The organism is Flavobacterium zubiriense (assembly GCF_041729725.1).
Classification (GTDB): Bacteria; Bacteroidota; Bacteroidia; order Flavobacteriales; family Flavobacteriaceae; genus Flavobacterium; species Flavobacterium zubiriense.
In genome coordinates this window covers 1-18,934 of sequence record NZ_JBCFQL010000002.1, presented here as the reverse complement: position 1 = coordinate 18,934, position 18,934 = coordinate 1, and the positions used below count along the sequence as shown (strand labels likewise).

Here is an 18,934-nt window from a genome sequence, read left to right as displayed (position 1 = left end):
ATTTCTATTTTGATTTCCTTTCTCAAAATAAGAGTAGTTATTTATAAAAAAATTCGATTTTACATCTATTTATCTTTTAATTACCTTTGCCGCATGAATAAGAAATCACACTCCAATAATATACTTTTAAATTTAGGTATCGAAAGCCTGAATGAAATGCAAGAGGCCGCTCAGGAAACCATCTTGAATGAAAACAATGTTTTGCTGCTTTCGCCTACAGGTTCTGGAAAAACATTGGCGTTCTTGATGCCAATTTTAGAAATGTTACAACCAGAAATTCTTTCCGTACAATGTTTGATTTTAGTTCCATCGCGCGAATTAGGTTTGCAAATTGAGCAGGTTTGGAAAAAAATGGGTACACATTACAAGGTAAATGTTTGTTACGGCGGACATTCAATCGATACTGAAATTAATAATTTAAGCAATCCGCCAGCGGTTTTAATAGGGACTCCAGGTAGAATTGCCGATCATATAGAAAGAGGAAGTTTTCGTTTGGATAAAATTCAAACCTTAATTTTAGACGAATTTGATAAGTCTTTGCAATTGGGGTTTCATGAGCAAATGTCTTTTATCATTGGCAAATTGTCTAAGGTAAATAAACGCGTTTTAGTTTCGGCAACATCTGATATTGAGATTCCAAAATACACCCGAGTGGTGAACCCAACAATTTTAGATTTTATTCCTGAAAATGAAGAAGAGTCAAATCTTTCAACCAAATTAGTTGTATCTAAGGAAAAAGACAAGTTAGACACTTTATTTCAATTGCTTTGTTCCTTGAAATCAGAAGCGGCAATTGTTTTTTGCAATCACCGTGATGCTGCTGAGCGTATAAGCGATACGTTGAACGAAAAAGGAATTTATTCTACCTATTATCACGGAGGAATGGATCAGGAAGAGCGTGAACGCGCTTTGATTCAGTTTAGAAACGGAAGTGTAAGTTATTTAATCACGACTGATTTAGCTGCTCGCGGACTGGATATTCCCGAAATGAATCATGTAATTCATTATCATTTACCTTTAAAAGAAGACGAGTTCACACATAGAAACGGTCGTACAGCACGTATGACTGCTACGGGTACGGCTTATATTATTGCACATGAATCTGAGAAAAAAATGGATTATGTGGATTATGAGAATACACCCGTTTTTTCCGTTGAAGATGCGAAATCTTTGCCTAAGCCACCTCAATTTCAAACCATTTATATTAGTGGTGGAAAGAAAAATAAGCTAAATAAAATTGATATTGTAGGTTTCTTTTCCCAAAAAGGGAAGTTAGAAAAAGGCGATTTAGGATTGATTGAAGTGAAAGATTTTATCTCTTTTGCCGCGGTAAAATTCAGTAAAGTAAAAGATTTACTAGATCTTATTAAGGACGAAAAAATGAAAGGCAAGAAATATAAAATTCAAGTTGCTCGAAATGTAATTAAGAAAGTAGAGGAGTAGTATTCAGTAGGCAGCTTTTAGGGAGCAGTTTATGATTGCACAGAACAAACAAATAACTGATTGAGAAAATTCGAAATAAAAAAACGTTAGCAAAAAACCTATTGCTAACGTTTTTTTTATGCATTAAGTTTACTGACCACTAATCCCGAAAATTCGGGACTGATCACTGCAAACTAAACTAGATTTTCTTCACGTATTGTGTAATGATTACAATTTGTTGCCCATCCACTTTTCCTTCAATGTATTCGGCGTTTTCATGGTCTAAACGGATGTTTCTTACTGCTGTACCTTGTTTGGCAACCATGCTAGAGCCTTTTACTTTCAAGTCTTTTATCAAAACCACCGAGTCTCCGTGTTCTAAAATCACACCATTACTATCTCTATGAATGATTTTGTTTTCATCGTCTTCTCCTTCGCCAGTTGCTTTTGCCCATTCTAAAACATCTTCGTCCAAATACATCATATCTAGTAATTCTTGTGGCCAACCTGCAGTACGCAAACGACTTAACATTCTCCAAGCTACCACTTGAACAGGAGTATGCTCGCTCCACATACAGTCATTTAAGCATCTCCAGTGGTTTAAATCTTCGTGGCCTGGATTTTCAATTTGTTCGATACAAGTAGTACAAGCTTGAACAGCCTCATCAATTCCGCCTTTTTTAGAAGGAAGTATTTCGTACACTTTTAAGTTTTCTGTCGTTCCACAAAGTTCACATTTTGATCCGCTACGTTTATTTAATTCTCTGTCAATGCTCATTATTTATTTTTGTTTTTTGCGAAAGTACGGTTATTCAAGACTTTTTACAAGATTTTATTAGTCTCTAGTTTAGTACTTAGTCCTAAGTCCTTAGTCTAAAATGGGAAGTCTTTTTTATTCTGGATTCTCATTTTCTCATTTCTGCCTTTTGTCTCCTGAAATCTGCTTTCTGAGTACTGAAAATTACAATATTCTCACAGCTTTAGGAACTAACATTTGGTATTCTCCACCATTTCGAAGTACATCACGAACGATACTCGAGCTAATATAGGATGTTTTTGCAGCAGTCAATAAAAATACAGTTTCAATTTTAGATAACTGTCGGTTAGTGTGAGCAATGGCTTTTTCGAATTCAAAATCGGCAGGATTACGCAAACCGCGTAGAATAAAATTGGCATTGATCCTTTTGCACAAATCAATCGTTAAACCTTCATAAGTAATGACCGATACTTTAGGTTCGTCTTTAAAAGTTTCCTCAATAAAGCGTTTTCTTTCGGCTAATGGGAACATGTATTTTTTCTCGGCATTTATTCCAATGGCAATAACTATTTCATCAAATAAAGGAATACCTCTTTTAATAATATCTTCATGACCTAAGGTAATTGGATCAAAAGATCCAGGAAATATGGCTTTTCTCATTTTTTTGAGGTTCTATGATTCTGAACGGCTAATGTACAAAGTTTTTTCAGGAGTTAAAGTGTGCTTTGGAGCTGTTTCCTGCATTTATTACAACTGTTCTGGTCTATATTCTCCTTTTCTAGGTATGGAATAGAGTTTTATGAGTTTATTTTACCAGTAGCATAAAAAAACGTTCTCTGTGTACAACGGGTTTTTATTATGATGGACATAAATAATTAGTTGTAACTTCATTGTTATTAGCGCTTTGGAAATAATGAAATAGATTTTTTTTATTTTTTAAAACCAAATTGAATCTCTTGTCGTAAATGCTTTTATATAACTTAAAAAAGTACATTTATGAAAACTACAAAATTTTTATCAGTAGCATTTTTTGCCTTAGTATTCGGAGCAACTTCTTATGCTCAAAAAGCTGTAACTGTAGGTGGAGCGCCTATGTATCCTACTAAAAACATTATCGAAAACGCAGTTAATTCTAAAGATCATACCACACTGGTAGCGGCGGTAAAGGCAGCAGAATTAGTAGAAACATTGCAAGGTAAAGGACCATTTACTGTTTTTGCACCTACAAATGCCGCTTTTGATAAATTGCCAAAAGGAACGGTGGAAACTTTGTTAAAACCAGAGAATAAAAAAATGTTACAAACCATTTTGACTTACCATGTTGTTGCAGGTAAAATGAATGCTTCTGATGTTGCTAAAGCGATAAAAGCAGGAAAAGGAAAAGCTACTTTAAAAACGGTTAGTGGTGGGACTTTGACCGCTTGGATGAAAGGAAAAAAATTATACATCACGGATGAGAAAGGTTCTATGTCAGAAGTTACCATTGCTGATGTTAATCAGTCTAATGGAGTAATTCATGTTGTAAATACCGTTTTATTACCAAAATCATAGTTTTTTTGTTAGTTTAGATTGTTAAAAACGAAAAACCCATTCGCCGCAGCGAATGGGTTTTTTAATAGCTGTTTTTTAGACTTTTTTATCTCAAAGTTGCACCAAGTTCAGTTTCAAAATTCTTTTGTAATTTTCCCATAATTTTATCAATCTGAGTATCAGTAAGCGTTTTTGAATCATCTTGAAGAATGAAACTTAAAGCGTATGATTTTTTGCCTGCAGGTAGATTGTTACCTTCATAAACATCAAAAAGGTTGATGTCTTTTAACAAGCTTTTCTCTGTTTGTCTCGCAATAGCATAAATACTATCATAGCTTACATTTTGATCGATAAGCAAAGCTAAATCTCTTCGTACTTCAGGATATTTAGTGATTTCGCTGTATTTTATTTTGTTAGGAATGGTTTTTAAAACCGTTTCCCAATTAAAATCAGCATAAAAAACTTCTTGTTTGATTCCGAAATGTTTTAAAATGGATTTTTTTACTACTCCAAATTCAACCAAAACATTATGTCCAGTTCCAATAGCAATTCCTTCAGAGAAAACATCTGATATTACAGGGCTATTTTGTGTTTTTTGAATTCCCAATCTCGAAAATAACCCTTCTACATAGCCTTTAAATAAAAAGAAGTCAGAAGGTTTTTGAGGATTAGTCCAGTTTTCCTGGTTTTTGTTTCCAGTTAAAAACAATGTAAGATGTTTGTGTTCTTCATAACCAGAAAGGAATTTATGGTAGGTTTTCCCAAATTCGAACAATCTTAAATCGGCATTTTTTCGATTGATATTATATGCAATGGCTTCTAATCCAGAAAATAATAACGATTGACGCATAGTTGCTAAATCATTACTCAATGGATTTAACATCGTTACATTGTGTTCTTCTTTCAACATTTCTGAAAGTTGAATATAAGAAGCTGTAGTCAATGAATTGGCCATTATTTCGTGGAATCCTTGTGAATTCAACTGATTTCCAACTATATTTTGTAATTTATAATCTTCGTTTCTTGGTGCATTAAAAATCGTAGCGTTTACTTTATTCGAAAAATCAATTTTATTGTAACCATAAACTCTTAGGATTTCTTCGATAACATCAATTTCTCTTTGAACATCAACACGGTAAGCAGGAATGGTTAAACCCAAACCAGCATCCGAAACACTATTTACTTTTATGTCTAATGAAACTAAGATTTGTTTGATAGTGTCTTTTGGGATTTTTTGTCCAATAATTTTAGTCACCTTATCAAAATTTAAAAACACAGTGAAATCTTCAATTTTTTTAGTGTAAATATCGATAATTTCTGAGGTGATGTTTCCCCCAGCCACTTCTTGGATTAATAAAGCGGCACGTTTTAATGCATAAGCAGTAATAGTAGGATCGATTCCTCTTTCAAATCTAAAAGAAGCATCAGTATTTAATTGGTGTCTTTTAGCTGTTTTTCTAACACTTACAGGATTAAAATAAGCACTTTCTAAGAAAATAGCAGTAGTATTATTCGTTACTCCCGAATTTTGCCCACCAAAAACTCCTGCAATACACATTGGACCTTTATCGTCACAAATCATCAAATCTTCTTCATGTAATGTTCTTTCCACATCATCCAGAGTAGTGAATTTTGTTCCTGCTTCAACTGTTTTTACATGGATTTTTCCGTTGATTTTTGCCGCATCAAAAGCGTGTAATGGTTGTCCTAAATCATGTAAAACATAATTAGTTACATCCACAATATTGTTTTTTGGATTGATTCCAATAGCTTTTAAACGGTCTTGTAACCATGTAGGAGATGGTTTTACCGTAATTCCTGAAATAGTAACTCCGCAGTAACGAGGTGCTAAAAGCGGCGCATCAACTTTAACGTCAATTTTCAACGTACGCATATCCACTCTAAAATTGCTTACTGATGGTGTAATCAATTCGGCACTAATGCCATTTTGTAATAATCCAGCTCTCAAATCTCTTGCGGTACCTAAATGACTCATGGCGTCGGCACGATTTGGTGTTAAGCCAATTTCGAATACTTCGTCATTTTCTATTTTGAAAACTTTAGCTGCTGGAGTTCCTGGAGCCAAATCTTGGTCTAAAACCATAATTCCGTCATGATTTTCGCCTAGACCTAATTCGTCTTCGGCACAAATCATTCCGTGGCTTTCCTGTCCACGAATTTTGCCTTTTTTTATAGTAAAAGGACTTCCATCCTTATCATACAATATTGTGCCAATAGTGGCTACGGGTACTTTTTGTCCTGCTGCTACATTCGAAGCTCCACATACTACTTGTATTGGGGTTTCATTTCCTACATCAACAGTTGTAACTTTTAGTCTGTCGGCATCTGGATGTGGATCGCAAGTCAATACATGTCCTACTACAATACCTTCTAATCCTCCTTTTACAGATTGATATTTTTCAACAACTTCTACTTCAAGTCCTAGATCAGTAAGTAAGGCTGCTGTTTCTTCTGAATTCCAATCGGTTTTAATGAATTGTTTTAACCAGTTGTATGATATTTTCATTTGTAAATTTTAATAAGGTTGCAAATATAAGGATTGCAGCTTGGAGAAAGAAACAAATTTTTTGGTTTTTTGAGGATATTTAGGTTCTTTGAATCTCTTCTTTTATTTGTGTAATTGTGTTTTAAATCATAATTATTTACGAATAATGTAATAATAATAAGTTAAAAAAAAGAGATGTGTTATTTTGTGCTATTAATTGAACAGATTGTGCTATTGTTTTTATTTTCATAAAAGTAAATTTGAAATAATTAAAAAATTAATGATTATGAGCAATATAGCACCAAGACCAGATTTTAAGGCAAAGTATGATAATTATATTGGAGGAAAATTTGTCGCTCCAGTGAATGGAAACTACTTTGATGTAGTTTCTCCAATTGATGGAAAAGTATTTACCCAAGCAGCACATTCGTCAAAAGAAGACCTTGAATTAGCCGTTGATGCCGCACACAAAGCTTTTGAAACTTGGGGAAAGACCTCAGTTACGGAGCGTAGTATATTATTGAATAAAATAGCACAAGTTCTTGAAGATAATTTAGCGTATTTAGCGGCTGTGGAAGCAGTTGATAACGGAAAACCTATTCGCGAAACCACTTATGCTGATATGCCATTAGCAATAGATCATTTTAGATATTTTGCTGGTGTAATCCGTGCCGAAGAAAGTTCTATTGCTGAACTTGATGCTAATACAGTTTCTATTGCTTTAAGTGAACCATTAGGTGTTATTGCTCAAATTATTCCATGGAATTTCCCAATTTTGATGGCGGTTTGGAAACTTGCGCCAGCTTTAGCTGCAGGAAATACAGTGGTTTTAAAACCAGCCGAAAGTACACCAATTTCTATTATGATAATGATGGAATTAATAGGCGATATTTTGCCTCCAGGCGTTGTAAATATCGTGAACGGATTTGGTTCTGAACTAGGTCGCGCGTTGGTTACAAATAAAAAAGTTGCTAAAGCTGCGTTTACTGGATCAACTACAACAGGAAGATTAGTAATGCAATATGCTACCGAAAATATTATTCCGGTAACTTTAGAATTAGGAGGAAAATCTCCAAATATTTTTATGAAATCGGTTGCTGATCATGATGATGATTTCTTTGATAAAGCCATTGAAGGAGCCGTTTTATTTGCTTTAAATCAAGGTGAAATTTGTACATGCCCATCAAGATTATTAGTTCATGAGGATATATACGACAAATTTATAGCTAGAGTTATTGAAAGAACAGAAGCCATTGTAGCTGGAAATCCTTTGGATATGGCAACTATGGTTGGTGCTCAGGCATCGTTAGTTCAAAAAGAGAAAATTATGGCTTACATAAAATTAGGAAAAGAAGAAGGTGCAGAAGTTCTAACTGGTGGCGACGAAAATGTTTTTGAAGGCGATCATGCTGGCGGTTATTATATCAAACCAACAATTTTTAAAGGGCACAATAAAATGCGAATTTTTCAGGAAGAAATTTTCGGACCAGTATTGGCTGTTACTACTTTTAAAACTACCGAAGAAGCAATTGCAATTGCAAATGATACAATTTATGGTTTAGGAGCTGGAGTTTGGACACGCGATGCACACGAAATTTATCAAGTTCCAAGAGCTGTTCAAGCAGGAAGAGTTTGGGTAAATCAGTACCATTCATATCCAGCCGGTGCGCCATTTGGAGGTTATAAACAATCTGGAATTGGAAGAGAGAATCATAAAATGATGTTGGGACATTATCGTCAAACTAAAAATATGTTGATTTCTTATGATAAAAAGAAACTAGGATTTTTTTAAAAATAGTTGTTAATTGAAAAAAGGTGAGTTTTCGAACTTGCCTTTTTTTATAAATAAATTTCACAAACCATGATAAAAAGAATTGACGCCACTAAAGAGGCAATTTCCTTAATACAAACGCTAAAAGAAAAGCATGGTGAGCTTATGTTTTATCAAGCTGGAGGTTGCTGTGAAGGATCACAGCCCCAATGTTTTGAAAAAGGCGGTTTTTACCAACGTATGGGGGATGTGTGTATTGGAACTATTGAAGATACCGAATTCTGGGTTGATAAAGATTTATTCGAATATTGGAAACATGCTCATTTTACGTTGAAAGTAATTGATGCTTTTGGTGTAGGTGGATTTTCACTAGAAACCCCTTTGAAAAAAACATTCCAAATTGAATATCGTATTTTTACAGCAGAAGAAGAGCAGGATTTAGAACCCGTAAAATATATTGAATAAGCTAGTTTACATAAAGCAGTTGGTACTGTTTAGGAGTAATACCTTCATGTTTTTTAAACAAACGACTAAAATAATTACTATCATCAAATCCAGCCATATAACACACTTCGTTTATTTGTATTGTTGGATTTTTAAGTAATTGTTTAGCATGTTTTAACTTTTCATTAATCACAAATTCAATGGGACTTATTCCCAATTCTCGCTTAAACAATCGTGAAAAAGAAGTGGTACTCATACAGGCGGTATCGCTTAATTTTTTGAGATTTATATTCTCTCTAATATTCATTCGAATGTATTCTAATACTTCATTAATTGGAGAGTTTGGTTCAGAGTAAACACCATCATCTATGGATTTTATTGTTTGTGTTTGAACAATTCTAATCAATAATTCTTGTAATGTTAAGTCGGCAAGAGCATCTTTTGTAACTGATGTACTCATGCATTCCTTGATGAGTTTATTCATCGTTGTGGCTAATTCCACATTGTTGTAAAAATAATAGTTTTGGTAGTTTAGATGCCAAAATTGATCGTTTCCTTCTTTAGGATAACGTTCATTTAAGAATTGTAACGTATTGTTAATTTTTGTTTGGTCAATTGCAAGAGCCAGACATTGCGTAGGATTATTTTTAGTAGCATCAGGAAAATCAATTTTCATTTCTACATTTGATGGAATCATTACTGTTTCGCCAGGTAAATATTCAAAACCTGGATCATCAAAAAGGTGCATTACTTTTTTTCCTCTCAACATACTTGTAACCACTAAATCATTAAATTTTAAAGGAACTAACGTAGAGGATTTATAGGTTTCAAACAAGTTTAATTCACAGTGATTTAAATTGTAAACGGTTCTGTTTTCAATTAAAGTTTTCAATGATTTCTCATTTGATAATTTAGGAGGAGTAATTAAAGCACGATTTGCATTCATAAGCTTAAAACTTTTCAAGTGTGCCTTAAATTTAATAAAAATAATTTATAGTAATTAATAAGCTTATGTTATTATTTTTTAAATTAATTCTTCTACATGTTTTTTTATGTTTTCGGATATTTTTTTGGTAGGCAAATCATTGGCATCTGAACCAAAAGGATCTTCAATTTCTTCGGCAATTAATTCTAAACTGGCTAATACATAAAAAATAAAAACCACTACAGGAATAACATAATACCCTAAAATAAAAACATAAGCAAAAGGCAAAGTAAGTACATAAATAAAAATAAATTTCTTGATAAATGCACTGTAAGAGTAGGGAATAGGTGTGTTTTTGATGCGTTCGCAAGCACCACAAATATCAGTAAAAGATTGTAGTTCGTTATTGATAATAAACAATTGATCGCCTGTTATTTTTTTAGAAACATACAAATCATTTACTTTTTGAAATAACATTTTTGCAACCTGATTGGGTTTGTGTTTGTGATGGTCAATTTCTAAATCAACATCGTCAAATAATTGTTTTGCAGTATCGCTATCGTTTAAATGTTTCTGTAATATAGAAGCATAACTTGGAATTATTTTTCTAAAAAAACTACGGTCACTTTCGTTTGTTAAAATCGCCGATAATTTTAAGGCTAAATTCCGGCTGCTATTTACTAAGGATCCCCACATTTTTCGTCCTTCCCACCAGCGGTCGTAAGCGGTATTGGTTCGGTAAGCTAACAGTAATGAAATTACAAAACCAAGCATACTGTGCATAACAGAGATATTTTTTACATAACTATCCTTAGGTAAATGCCAATATACTATTTCTAAGTAGCCAATAATTCCAGAATATATTCCAATAAGAATCATTATTGGAAATAATTTACGAATAGTATCTGCTTTACTAACAAAGAAGATAAAACGTATCCAATCTTTGGGGTTGTATGAAGTCATATCGTTTAATTTGAGGTAAATTTAATTTATAAATTGGATTTTTAGTATTGATTTTTATAATAAAACAAAACTCAAATAATACCTTGCTGGTATTGATTTGAGTTTCTTATTATTAGGCTTAGAAAACGTTTTTAAGCACTGTAAAATATTTTTATCACCATTTAATAATCCAGTTTCCCGGCTAATTCTTTCAATGCAATTTCGGATAATTTGGCTTGAAATTGCGCATTACTGTAACGCACGGTAGCATTCACAAAATTCAGTTGTGCCGTTCTAAATTCTAGTGTGGTGATGGTTCCAATATGAAATTTATCTAAGGTTATTGAAAGATTTTGTTTCGCAATGGCTTGGTTTGTTTCTTCTAAATCAATGAGTTCTAAATTAGTTAAATAGGTTTGATAAGCTGTTGCTAATTGCGTGTCCAGATTTAGATTTTGTTGTTCTATTTGTAACTTAGCATTCTCAATTGCTAGATGAGCTATTTTTTCATTTCTATGTTGGGCAAAACCATCAAATAGATTCAGAGAGGCAGTAAAACCATAATTAAATCCTCTTGATGTAGACTGAGTGATAAATCCTAAACTCGATTCTGTTTCACCAAAGTTGTATGCAGTGTTCACTCTTATTGTAGGGTATCGTGTAGATTTTACTTGTTTCAATTGCAATTCGGCTACTCTTTTATTAATGATTTGAGCTTCAAGTTGTGGGTTTTGTTTTTGTGCCAAATCACTTAATTCAGCTAATTGTAAATCAGTATCAACTTTAACTATATTAGTTACTGTAAAATCAATTTTAGTATCACGAGCCAGAATTTGATTCAATAGAATTTTAGTATTAATAAATAATTCTTTTTGTTTTAGCAAAGTCACTTTGTCTGTATTCAAATCTACTTGAGCATTTAAAACCTCTAATTTTGATGCTTTGCCAATATTAAATCTATTTTGTGCCAAAATCAATCTTTGGTTAGAAATAATAAGGGTCGAGTCTAAAGCTGTTAGCTGCTGCTGCTGCTGTACTAAATCGTAATAAATCGTATAAACATCAGAAACTTTGGTCAAAATACTTAGTTTTAATTGAGATTCACCCAGTTTTTGAAGTTCTTGCAGTTGTTCTCTTTTAGCAAACATTCCCATTCCGTCAAAAATGGTCCAACCTAAACTTACACCATAATTCAAGCTATTATTTTTAGCATTATCTAAGCTGTTTTCTGTTCCATCGATACGAATTTGAGATAAATTTTGAATGTTGTTGTTGTCCACAACATTGGCCGTTAGCGTAGGAAGCATTCCTGCATTTCCAATAGCATTATTGGTTTGATCTACTCTTAAATCATTGGTAGCAATTTTAATTTCGTAATTGTTTTCCAATGCAATTTTTATAGCATCTTCAATAGATAAAGATTGTTGAGCATTTGTTTTTATAATGCAAAACAAGAATAAAATGAGGCTGCTGATTACTGTTTTTGTATTCATAGATATTTTCTTTTGCCACTAATTATTGAATTTGTGACCAATAAATTATTTGCTTTCTTTTTCGTATTCGTCAATACGATCAAATTCAGGATAATGTTTTTTAGCTCTGGACCACATAAAATAAAGTGCAGGAATAATAAATAAGGTTAATATTAAAGAGAAAATAGTTCCTCCTACAATAACCACTCCCATCCCAATTCTACTAGTAGAAGCCGCTCCAAGTGACATTGCAATTGGTAAAGCACCTAAAGCAATCGCTAAACTCGTCATCAAAATTGGTCGTAAACGAGCTTCTGAAGCTTCCATAATAGCCTCATATTTGGGCTTTCCTTGTTCTCGTAATTGATTGGCAAATTCGACAATTAAAATTCCATTTTTGGTTACCAATCCAATAAGCATTACAGTTCCAATTTGGCTAAAAATATTCCAAGTTTGACCAAACAACCACAATGAAAATAAGGCTCCAGCCACCGCCATTGGTACAGTAAGAATAATAATTAATGGATCGATAAAACTTTCAAATTGTGCTGCTAAAATTAAGAAAATTAACAATAAAGCCAATCCAAATGCAAATGAAGTATTCGAACTACTCTCGACAAAATCTCTGGATTCTCCACTTAAATCGGTAGTAAAAGTATCATCTAGAACTTTAGCTTTTATTTCATTCATTGCATCAATTCCGTCACTAATACTTTTACCAGTTGCCAAACCAGCCGAAACTGTTGCCGACATATAGCGATTATTATGATACAATTGTGGTGGATTGCTTTGTTCTTCAACAGTTACCACATTGTCCATTTGAATTAATTCGCCTTTGTTGTTTTTGACAAACATCGACGTTAGATCCAAAGGTTTGGAACGGTCTTTTTGATCAAATTGACCAATTACTTGGTATTGTTTTCCATTTTTTATAAAATAACCAAAACGCTGACCGCTTAAAGAAAGTTGTAAAGTTTGAGCAATATCGAGTATAGAAATACCCAAACTTTCAGCCTTTTCACGGTTGATGGTCACATTGATTTCGGGTTTGTTAAATTTTAAATTCACGTCTGTAATAGAAAAAACATCACTTTTGCCTACTTCGTCCATAAAAACAGGAATTTTTTCTCGAAGTTTTTCAAATGTTGGAGCTTGAATGATATATTGAATGGGCAAACCACCACGTCGGTTTACTGCAATAGTGGGTTGCTGAATTACGGATGTTTTAGCGTTTGGATATTGTTTAGTCCATTGCGATAATTTATCAGCAATTTCTTTTTGCGAAGTTTCTCTTTCGCTAACATCTTTTAATGTGAGTCTTATAAAACCACTATTAATAGAGGCGGAACTAAATCCGGGTGAAGAGATTACTAAACTTACTTTTTTCTCAGGAATAGAATCATCTACTAATTTTGAAATTTCCTGCATAAAGCGATCGGTATATTCGTAAGAAGAGCCTTCAGGAGTATTCATTCGCATCACTATCGAGCTTCGATCGTCATAAGGTGCGGTTTCTTTTGGTAAAATGGTAAAAAATAAATAAATAATACCAAAACAAACAATCAAAATAGGAAAGCTAATCCATTTTTTAGCCATAAAACGTTGCAAAGAATCGGCATAACCACTGTTCAAATTTTCGAAAAAAGGCTGGGTTCTTATGTAGAATTTAGACTTTTTTTGTTCGCCTCCTTTCATCAAATAAGCATTCAGCATAGGTGTTAAGGTCAAAGCGACAAAAGCTGAAATTAATACCGCAGCACCAATTACGACTCCAAATTCCCGAAAGAGTCGACCTACGAAACCTTCTAAGAAAATTACGGGTAAAAATACAGCTGCCAAAGTCACTGAAATCGAAATTACCGCATAGAAAATTTCGTTCGAACCTTTTATAGCTGCTTCAATAGGTGACATTCCTTCTTCGACTTTTTTATAGATGTTCTCGGTAACTACAATTCCGTCATCTACTACTAAACCTGTGGCTAAAACAATTGCTAAAAGTGTTAATACATTAATCGAAAAACCAAAAAGCCACATGATAAAAAAAGTAGCAATTAATGAAACAGGAATATCGATTAAAGGTCTAAAAGCAATAGCCCAGTCTCTAAAAAACAAGTAGATAATAATAATAACCAGAACTATTGAAATGCCTAAAGTCTCAACTACTTCTAGTACTGATTTTTTTACAAAAGCAGTATTATCAAGTGCAATATTGATTTTCATGTCTTTTGGCAAATCCTTTTGTAGTGCTTCGTATTTTTTATAAAATTCTTTAGAAATATCTAAATAATTAGCTCCTGGCATGGGAACTATGGCCATACCAATCATTGGAAGTCCTGATTGTGTCAGTTGTGTTTCGATATTTTCGGCACCTAAACTAGCTTTTCCCACATCGCTAAAACGTATAATTTTGTCTCCTTCTGAGCGAATTATAATATTATTAAATTCTTCAGCATTGGATAAATTACCGATCGTTTTTACCGCTAATTCGGTATTATTGCCTGTTAATTTTCCTGAGGGTAATTCTACATTTTGAGCATTCAAGGCATCACGAACTTCGGCGACGGTGCAACCATAAGCGGCTAGTTTAACAGGATCAATCCACAAACGCATAGCATAGCGTTTTTGTCCCCAAATTTGAACTCCACTAACTCCCGGAATGGTTTCTAATCTCTGTGAAATTACATTTTCGGCATAATCGCTTAATTCTAAGGCATTTCGTGTGTCACTTTGTAGCGTCATCGAAATAATCGATTCACTATCAGCATCTGCTTTAGAAACTACCGGCGGAGCATCAATATCTTTAGGTAAGTTTCTAACGGCTTGTGAAACTTTGTCACGAACATCATTGGCAGCACTTTCAAGATCTTTATCTAAGTTAAATTCGATAGTAATATTACTACTTCCTTGATTGCTAGAAGAGGTAATATTTCGAATTCCATCAATTGAATTTACTGCTTTTTCTAGGGGTTCGGTAATTTGGGATTCAATAATATCCGAATTAGCTCCTGTATAATTAGTACGAATAGAAACTTGTGCAGGATCAATTGAAGGAAATTCACGAACACCTAAAAAACTGTACCCAATTAAACCAAATAATATAATTAAAAGGTTCAGTACTATTGTTAAAACAGGTCTTTTTATACTTGTGGTGGATAAACTCATCGAGTTATAGATTTTTGAGTTATGGGTTATGGGATAAGAGTTAAGAGTTAAGAGTTTTACACCTAACTCTTAACTTATAACTTTCTTTAAAATTTACAACTTTACTTTTACAGGAGTACCATTCTTTAGAGACATTACGCCACTGGTTATTAAGGTATCTCCCGCTTTTAATCCTGAAAGAATCAAAATAGAAGCGTCGGTTCTTGTGGTTGCCTCGACCATTATTTCTTTGGCTTTTCCCATGTTTGAAATAAAGACTTTTTTACCTTCTTGTATTGGTACAATCGCTTCTGTAGGGACTACAATCGCATCTTTAATAGTGCTTAAAGACAATTTTACATCGGCAAAAGTTCCTGGGAATAATTTTCCATCAACATTATCAGCAATAGCACGGATTTTTAAAGTTCGCGTTGTAATTTCTACTTCGGGCTCAATAGCGTATATTTTTGCAGTATATTTTTTAGTAGAACCTGAAACATTAATGTCGATGACAGAGCCCATTTTTACTTGAGCTGCATATTTTTCAGGGATAGAAAAACTGATTTTTACTTTTTCGATATTCACTAATTTGGCAACTAAAATAGTAGGAGTAATGTAGGTTCCTGATGAAATAGAACGCAATCCAATTTTTCCAGAAAATGGCGCTCTTACCGAAGTTTTTGCAATTTGAGCCTTAATTAACTGACTTTGTGCTTTAGCCGAAGCATATTCTGCTCGGGAAATATCATATTCTTCTTGACTTATGGCTTCTTTTTGCAATAAAAGACTGGCTCTTCTTTCGTTTTCAGCGGCTAATTTTTCTTGGGTTGTAGTTTGGCTTAGTTGTGCTCTTAGTTCGGCATCATTCACTTTAAAAAGCAATTGTCCTTTATTAACATTGCTTCCTTCTTTAAAATTAATACTTTCAACAATTCCTGAAACTTCCGAACGAATTTCTACTTGTTCATTAGCTTCAATAGAACCAGACAAAGAAAGGTTGTTTTCAAAAATCTGTGGTTTTATTACAATTACATTTACTACAATTGGATTTGTTTTGTCAGATGTGCCTTTGGATTTTTCCGATTTTTTTTTGTTTTCTAAAATTCGATAAGTAACAAATGAACCTAAACCGATAATTAGTAATGCGTAAACTAAGTTTTTTATTTTCATATAAGTAATTTGTTTTCTGTATTCTAGCTATTTCTGTTATTAAATTTTGTTTAAAAAAAAGAATTTTTGATAACAATTCTTAACCAATTAAATCTATAATTTACTAAAAAAAGTGTTTTATAAATTATTTAAATTTAATGATATGCAAGTTAGCTTTTATTTATTTCGAGTAGAAAAAAATATCAGAATTCAGCTGTTTTTAACAACTGTTTAAAGCGTGTTGTCTTTGCTACATCCAATTATGACTTCTTTTTTTAAGAAAGGTTTATTAGAGCCTGTTTAAAATTCATCAAAATTAATTTCCCCTATCCCTAAAGGGTGTAATTTTGATGAATTTTTAAGAAATTTTCACCCTTTAGGGATGGGGAAAAAGAAAATTTCTTTTTTTTAATAAATTTAAACAGGCTCTTAGTGAGTTTTATAAAAACAAAAGCATTTTCTTTTAGTAACAATACTAACCAGTTTTAAATTAGTATTTTAACTAATGTAGTTCCAAATATTTTTTTTCTTAGTCAATTCCAGATAAACGGTTTTTAAGACTGCGTGTTCTGGTTTTTGTAATGGAGTATCATCACGAACTATTTTTAGTGCTTTTTCTCTGGCTAGAGCCAAAATATCTCTGTCGCGAACAATATCGGCAATTTGAAGGTTCAATACGCCGCTTTGTTGTGTCCCCATCAAATTTCCAGGGCCACGTAATTTTAAATCGACTTCGGCAATTTCAAACCCATCGTTAGTGCGAACCATGGTTTCCATTCGGGTTTTACTGTCGGCGCTCAATTTATGGCTGGTAATTAAGATGCAATAACTTTGCTCCGCACCACGACCCACGCGTCCACGCAATTGGTGCAGTTGCGAAAGCCCAAAACGTTCGGCACTTTCGATAATCATTACCGAAGCATTGGGGATATTTACCCCCACTTCAATTACTGTTGTAGCCACCATAATATTGGTTTTTCCTTCTGAAAAACGTTTCATTTCGGCATCTTTATCAGCAGGTTTCATCTTGCCATGAACGATGGAAATGGAATAAGTAGGTAGCGGGAAATCTCGGGAAATACTTTCGTATCCGTCCATCAAATCTTTGTAATCCATTTTTTCTGATTCTTGAATCAACGGATAAACAATATAGATTTGGCGACCCAAAGCAATTTCGTCTCTAATAAATTTCCAAATTTTTAAACGATTACTATCATAACGATGCACGGTTTGAATGGGTTTTCGTCCTGGAGGCAATTCGTCAATAACCGAAATATCTAAATCGCCATACAAACTCATAGCTAATGTTCTCGGAATAGGAGTGGCAGTCATGACCAAAATATGTGGCGGAATGTCGTTTTTCTTCCACAATTTAGAGCGTTGCTCTACCCCAAAACGATGTTGTTCGTCAATAACGGCTAAGCCTAAATTCTGGAATTTTACTTTATCTTCCAGTAAGGCATGTGTGCCAATGAGAATTTGTAAACTACCATTTTCTAGTTCTTCATGGATAATTCTTCTATCTGAAGTTTTAGTTGAACCAGTAAGTATCTTAACATTTATGTTTAAATTTTTAGCTAATTCTGAAAGTCCAATAAAATGCTGATTAACTAAGATTTCTGTTGGTGCCATCAAGCAAGCCTGAAAACCATTATCCATTGCTAGTAACATACTCATAAAAGCTACAATGGTTTTTCCGGAACCTACGTCTCCTTGAAGTAATCGATTCATTTGGGCATTGGTACCCATATCATTTCGGATTTCTTTGATTACTCTTTTTTGAGCATTGGTCAAATCAAAAGGCAGGTATTTTTGATAAAATTCATTAAAAAACGCACCCACTTTGGTAAACGGATGTCCTTTAATTTTATGTTTCTGAATCAGGTTTTTCATAATCAGTTGCAACTGGATGAAAAACAATTCTTCAAATTTTAATCGAAATTGGGCTTTCGCCAAAGCATCGGCACTTTTAGGAAAATGGATATTGAATAAGGCAGCATTCTTTGGGATTAATTTCAAATCTTGGGTTAGAAAATCGGGTAAAGTTTCGGAAAATGAGGCTTGTGTTTCTAAAAACAACTGCTGCATCATTTTATGGATCACTTTATTAGAAATCCCTCTATTCGATAAGGCTTCGGTTGAAGGATATACGGCCTGCATTGCCGAACGCAAACTTTGTTCGTGCTCACTCCATTGCTCAATTTCGGGATGTGCCATGTTGTACATGCCGCTGAACGAAGTACATTTGCCAAAAATAACTATCACCTCATTCAACTTTAAAGATTCCCGAATCCATTTGTGACCTTGAAACCAAACCAATTCCATTTGTCCTGTGTCATCGATAAAAGTAGCCACGAGTCGTTTTCTGCCTTTGGCAAATTCTACAGTTTTAATATTGATAATCTTGCCAATAATTTGAACCTCAGCAACATTATTTTGTAGTTCGTTGATTTTGTAATAACGGGTTCTGTCAATGTAGCGGTTAGGGTATAAATTGAGCAAATCTCCGTATTTATGAATCCCTAATTCTTTACGCAGCAATTCGCCCCTGCTAGGACCAACGCCTTTTAGGTATTCGATAGGAGTGAGTAGGAGATTATTGGAAGACATTTAGGGATTTAGATTTAGAAATGACAATGACTGCTGTCTAATCTTTCAATTTAAAAACGAAGATAGTTTATAATTTGGAATTTTGAAAATGCAAATTAGGGTCTTAAAATCACAAAATTTAAAGATGACTTTTGGTTTCCTACATGTTAGAATTAAACTTTAAAACAGTGGTTTCAGGTGTTTTTACACATTTAATTAAAGAAGCTTAGTACTATGAATACTAATTTCGAAGCTATTCGTTATTCAAATAAAGGGACTGAAAATA

General features: G+C 33.4%; 13 protein-coding genes. 4 read left to right on the top strand and 9 right to left on the bottom strand.

Annotation, left to right across the window (positions count from 1 at the left end; all coding sequences use genetic code 11):
• Nucleotides 1–93: 93 nt before the first annotated feature.
• A complete protein-coding gene (locus AAGV28_RS02045; protein WP_373405166.1) occupies nt 94–1,443 on the top strand; it encodes a DEAD/DEAH box helicase in 1,350 nt (449 codons plus the stop codon).
• A gap of 178 nt (nt 1,444–1,621) precedes the next feature.
• Here AAGV28_RS02045 and AAGV28_RS02040 read toward each other — a convergent pair whose 3' ends face one another.
• Both AAGV28_RS02040 and coaD read right to left on the bottom strand, forming a co-directional pair.
• Nucleotides 1,622–2,200: a PhnA domain-containing protein gene (locus AAGV28_RS02040; protein ID WP_373405165.1), complete on the bottom strand. Its 579-nt coding sequence runs from the start codon at nt 2,198–2,200 to the stop codon at nt 1,622–1,624.
• A gap of 183 nt (nt 2,201–2,383) precedes the next feature.
• Nucleotides 2,384–2,839, bottom strand: a complete 456-nt coding sequence (gene coaD / locus AAGV28_RS02035) for a pantetheine-phosphate adenylyltransferase (protein WP_373405164.1) — start codon at nt 2,837–2,839, stop codon at nt 2,384–2,386.
• Between the two features lie 336 nt (nt 2,840–3,175).
• Here coaD and AAGV28_RS02030 point away from each other — a divergent pair, with 336 nt between their 5' ends.
• Entirely contained in the window at nt 3,176–3,730 is a 555-nt protein-coding gene (locus AAGV28_RS02030) for a fasciclin domain-containing protein (RefSeq protein ID WP_373405163.1), read from the top strand.
• Between the two features lie 85 nt (nt 3,731–3,815).
• Here the strand turns inward: AAGV28_RS02030 and pheT are convergent, their stop codons facing one another.
• Nucleotides 3,816–6,236 carry a phenylalanine--tRNA ligase subunit beta gene (pheT, locus tag AAGV28_RS02025; protein ID WP_373405162.1) on the bottom strand — a complete coding sequence of 807 codons (2,421 nt, stop codon included), beginning with the start codon at nt 6,234–6,236 and terminating at the stop codon, nt 3,816–3,818.
• A gap of 265 nt (nt 6,237–6,501) precedes the next feature.
• On the opposite strand from pheT, the gene AAGV28_RS02020 reads away from it, so the two are divergent.
• Complete coding sequence (locus AAGV28_RS02020) at nt 6,502–8,007, top strand: aldehyde dehydrogenase family protein (protein WP_373405161.1); 1,506 nt, start codon at nt 6,502–6,504, stop codon at nt 8,005–8,007.
• Nucleotides 8,008–8,076: 69 nt separating this feature from the next.
• Nucleotides 8,077–8,451 carry a DUF779 domain-containing protein gene (locus AAGV28_RS02015; RefSeq protein WP_373405160.1) on the top strand — a complete coding sequence of 125 codons (375 nt, stop codon included), beginning with the start codon at nt 8,077–8,079 and terminating at the stop codon, nt 8,449–8,451.
• 1 nt (nt 8,452) lies between these two features.
• On the opposite strand, the gene AAGV28_RS02010 is transcribed toward AAGV28_RS02015, so the two are convergent.
• The 6 genes from AAGV28_RS02010 to recG all read right to left on the bottom strand — a co-directional run bounded on the left by AAGV28_RS02010 (nt 8,453) and on the right by recG (nt 18,669).
• Nucleotides 8,453–9,376: an AraC family transcriptional regulator gene (locus tag AAGV28_RS02010; RefSeq protein ID WP_373405159.1), complete on the bottom strand. Its 924-nt coding sequence runs from the start codon at nt 9,374–9,376 to the stop codon at nt 8,453–8,455.
• A 78-nt stretch (nt 9,377–9,454) separates the two neighbouring features.
• Complete coding sequence (locus AAGV28_RS02005) at nt 9,455–10,318, bottom strand: bestrophin family protein (protein ID WP_373405158.1); 864 nt, start codon at nt 10,316–10,318, stop codon at nt 9,455–9,457.
• Nucleotides 10,319–10,479: 161 nt separating this feature from the next.
• Nucleotides 10,480–11,790 carry a TolC family protein gene (locus AAGV28_RS02000; protein ID WP_373405157.1) on the bottom strand — a complete coding sequence of 437 codons (1,311 nt, stop codon included), beginning with the start codon at nt 11,788–11,790 and terminating at the stop codon, nt 10,480–10,482.
• A 45-nt stretch (nt 11,791–11,835) separates the two neighbouring features.
• Nucleotides 11,836–14,931 carry an efflux RND transporter permease subunit gene (locus AAGV28_RS01995; protein ID WP_373405156.1) on the bottom strand — a complete coding sequence of 1,032 codons (3,096 nt, stop codon included), beginning with the start codon at nt 14,929–14,931 and terminating at the stop codon, nt 11,836–11,838.
• Nucleotides 14,932–15,024: 93 nt separating this feature from the next.
• Nucleotides 15,025–16,080 carry an efflux RND transporter periplasmic adaptor subunit gene (locus tag AAGV28_RS01990; RefSeq protein ID WP_373405155.1) on the bottom strand — a complete coding sequence of 352 codons (1,056 nt, stop codon included), beginning with the start codon at nt 16,078–16,080 and terminating at the stop codon, nt 15,025–15,027.
• Nucleotides 16,081–16,557: 477 nt separating this feature from the next.
• Nucleotides 16,558–18,669, bottom strand: a complete 2,112-nt coding sequence (recG, locus tag AAGV28_RS01985; RefSeq protein WP_373405154.1) for an ATP-dependent DNA helicase RecG — start codon at nt 18,667–18,669, stop codon at nt 16,558–16,560.
• Nucleotides 18,670–18,934: the final 265 nt, after the last annotated feature.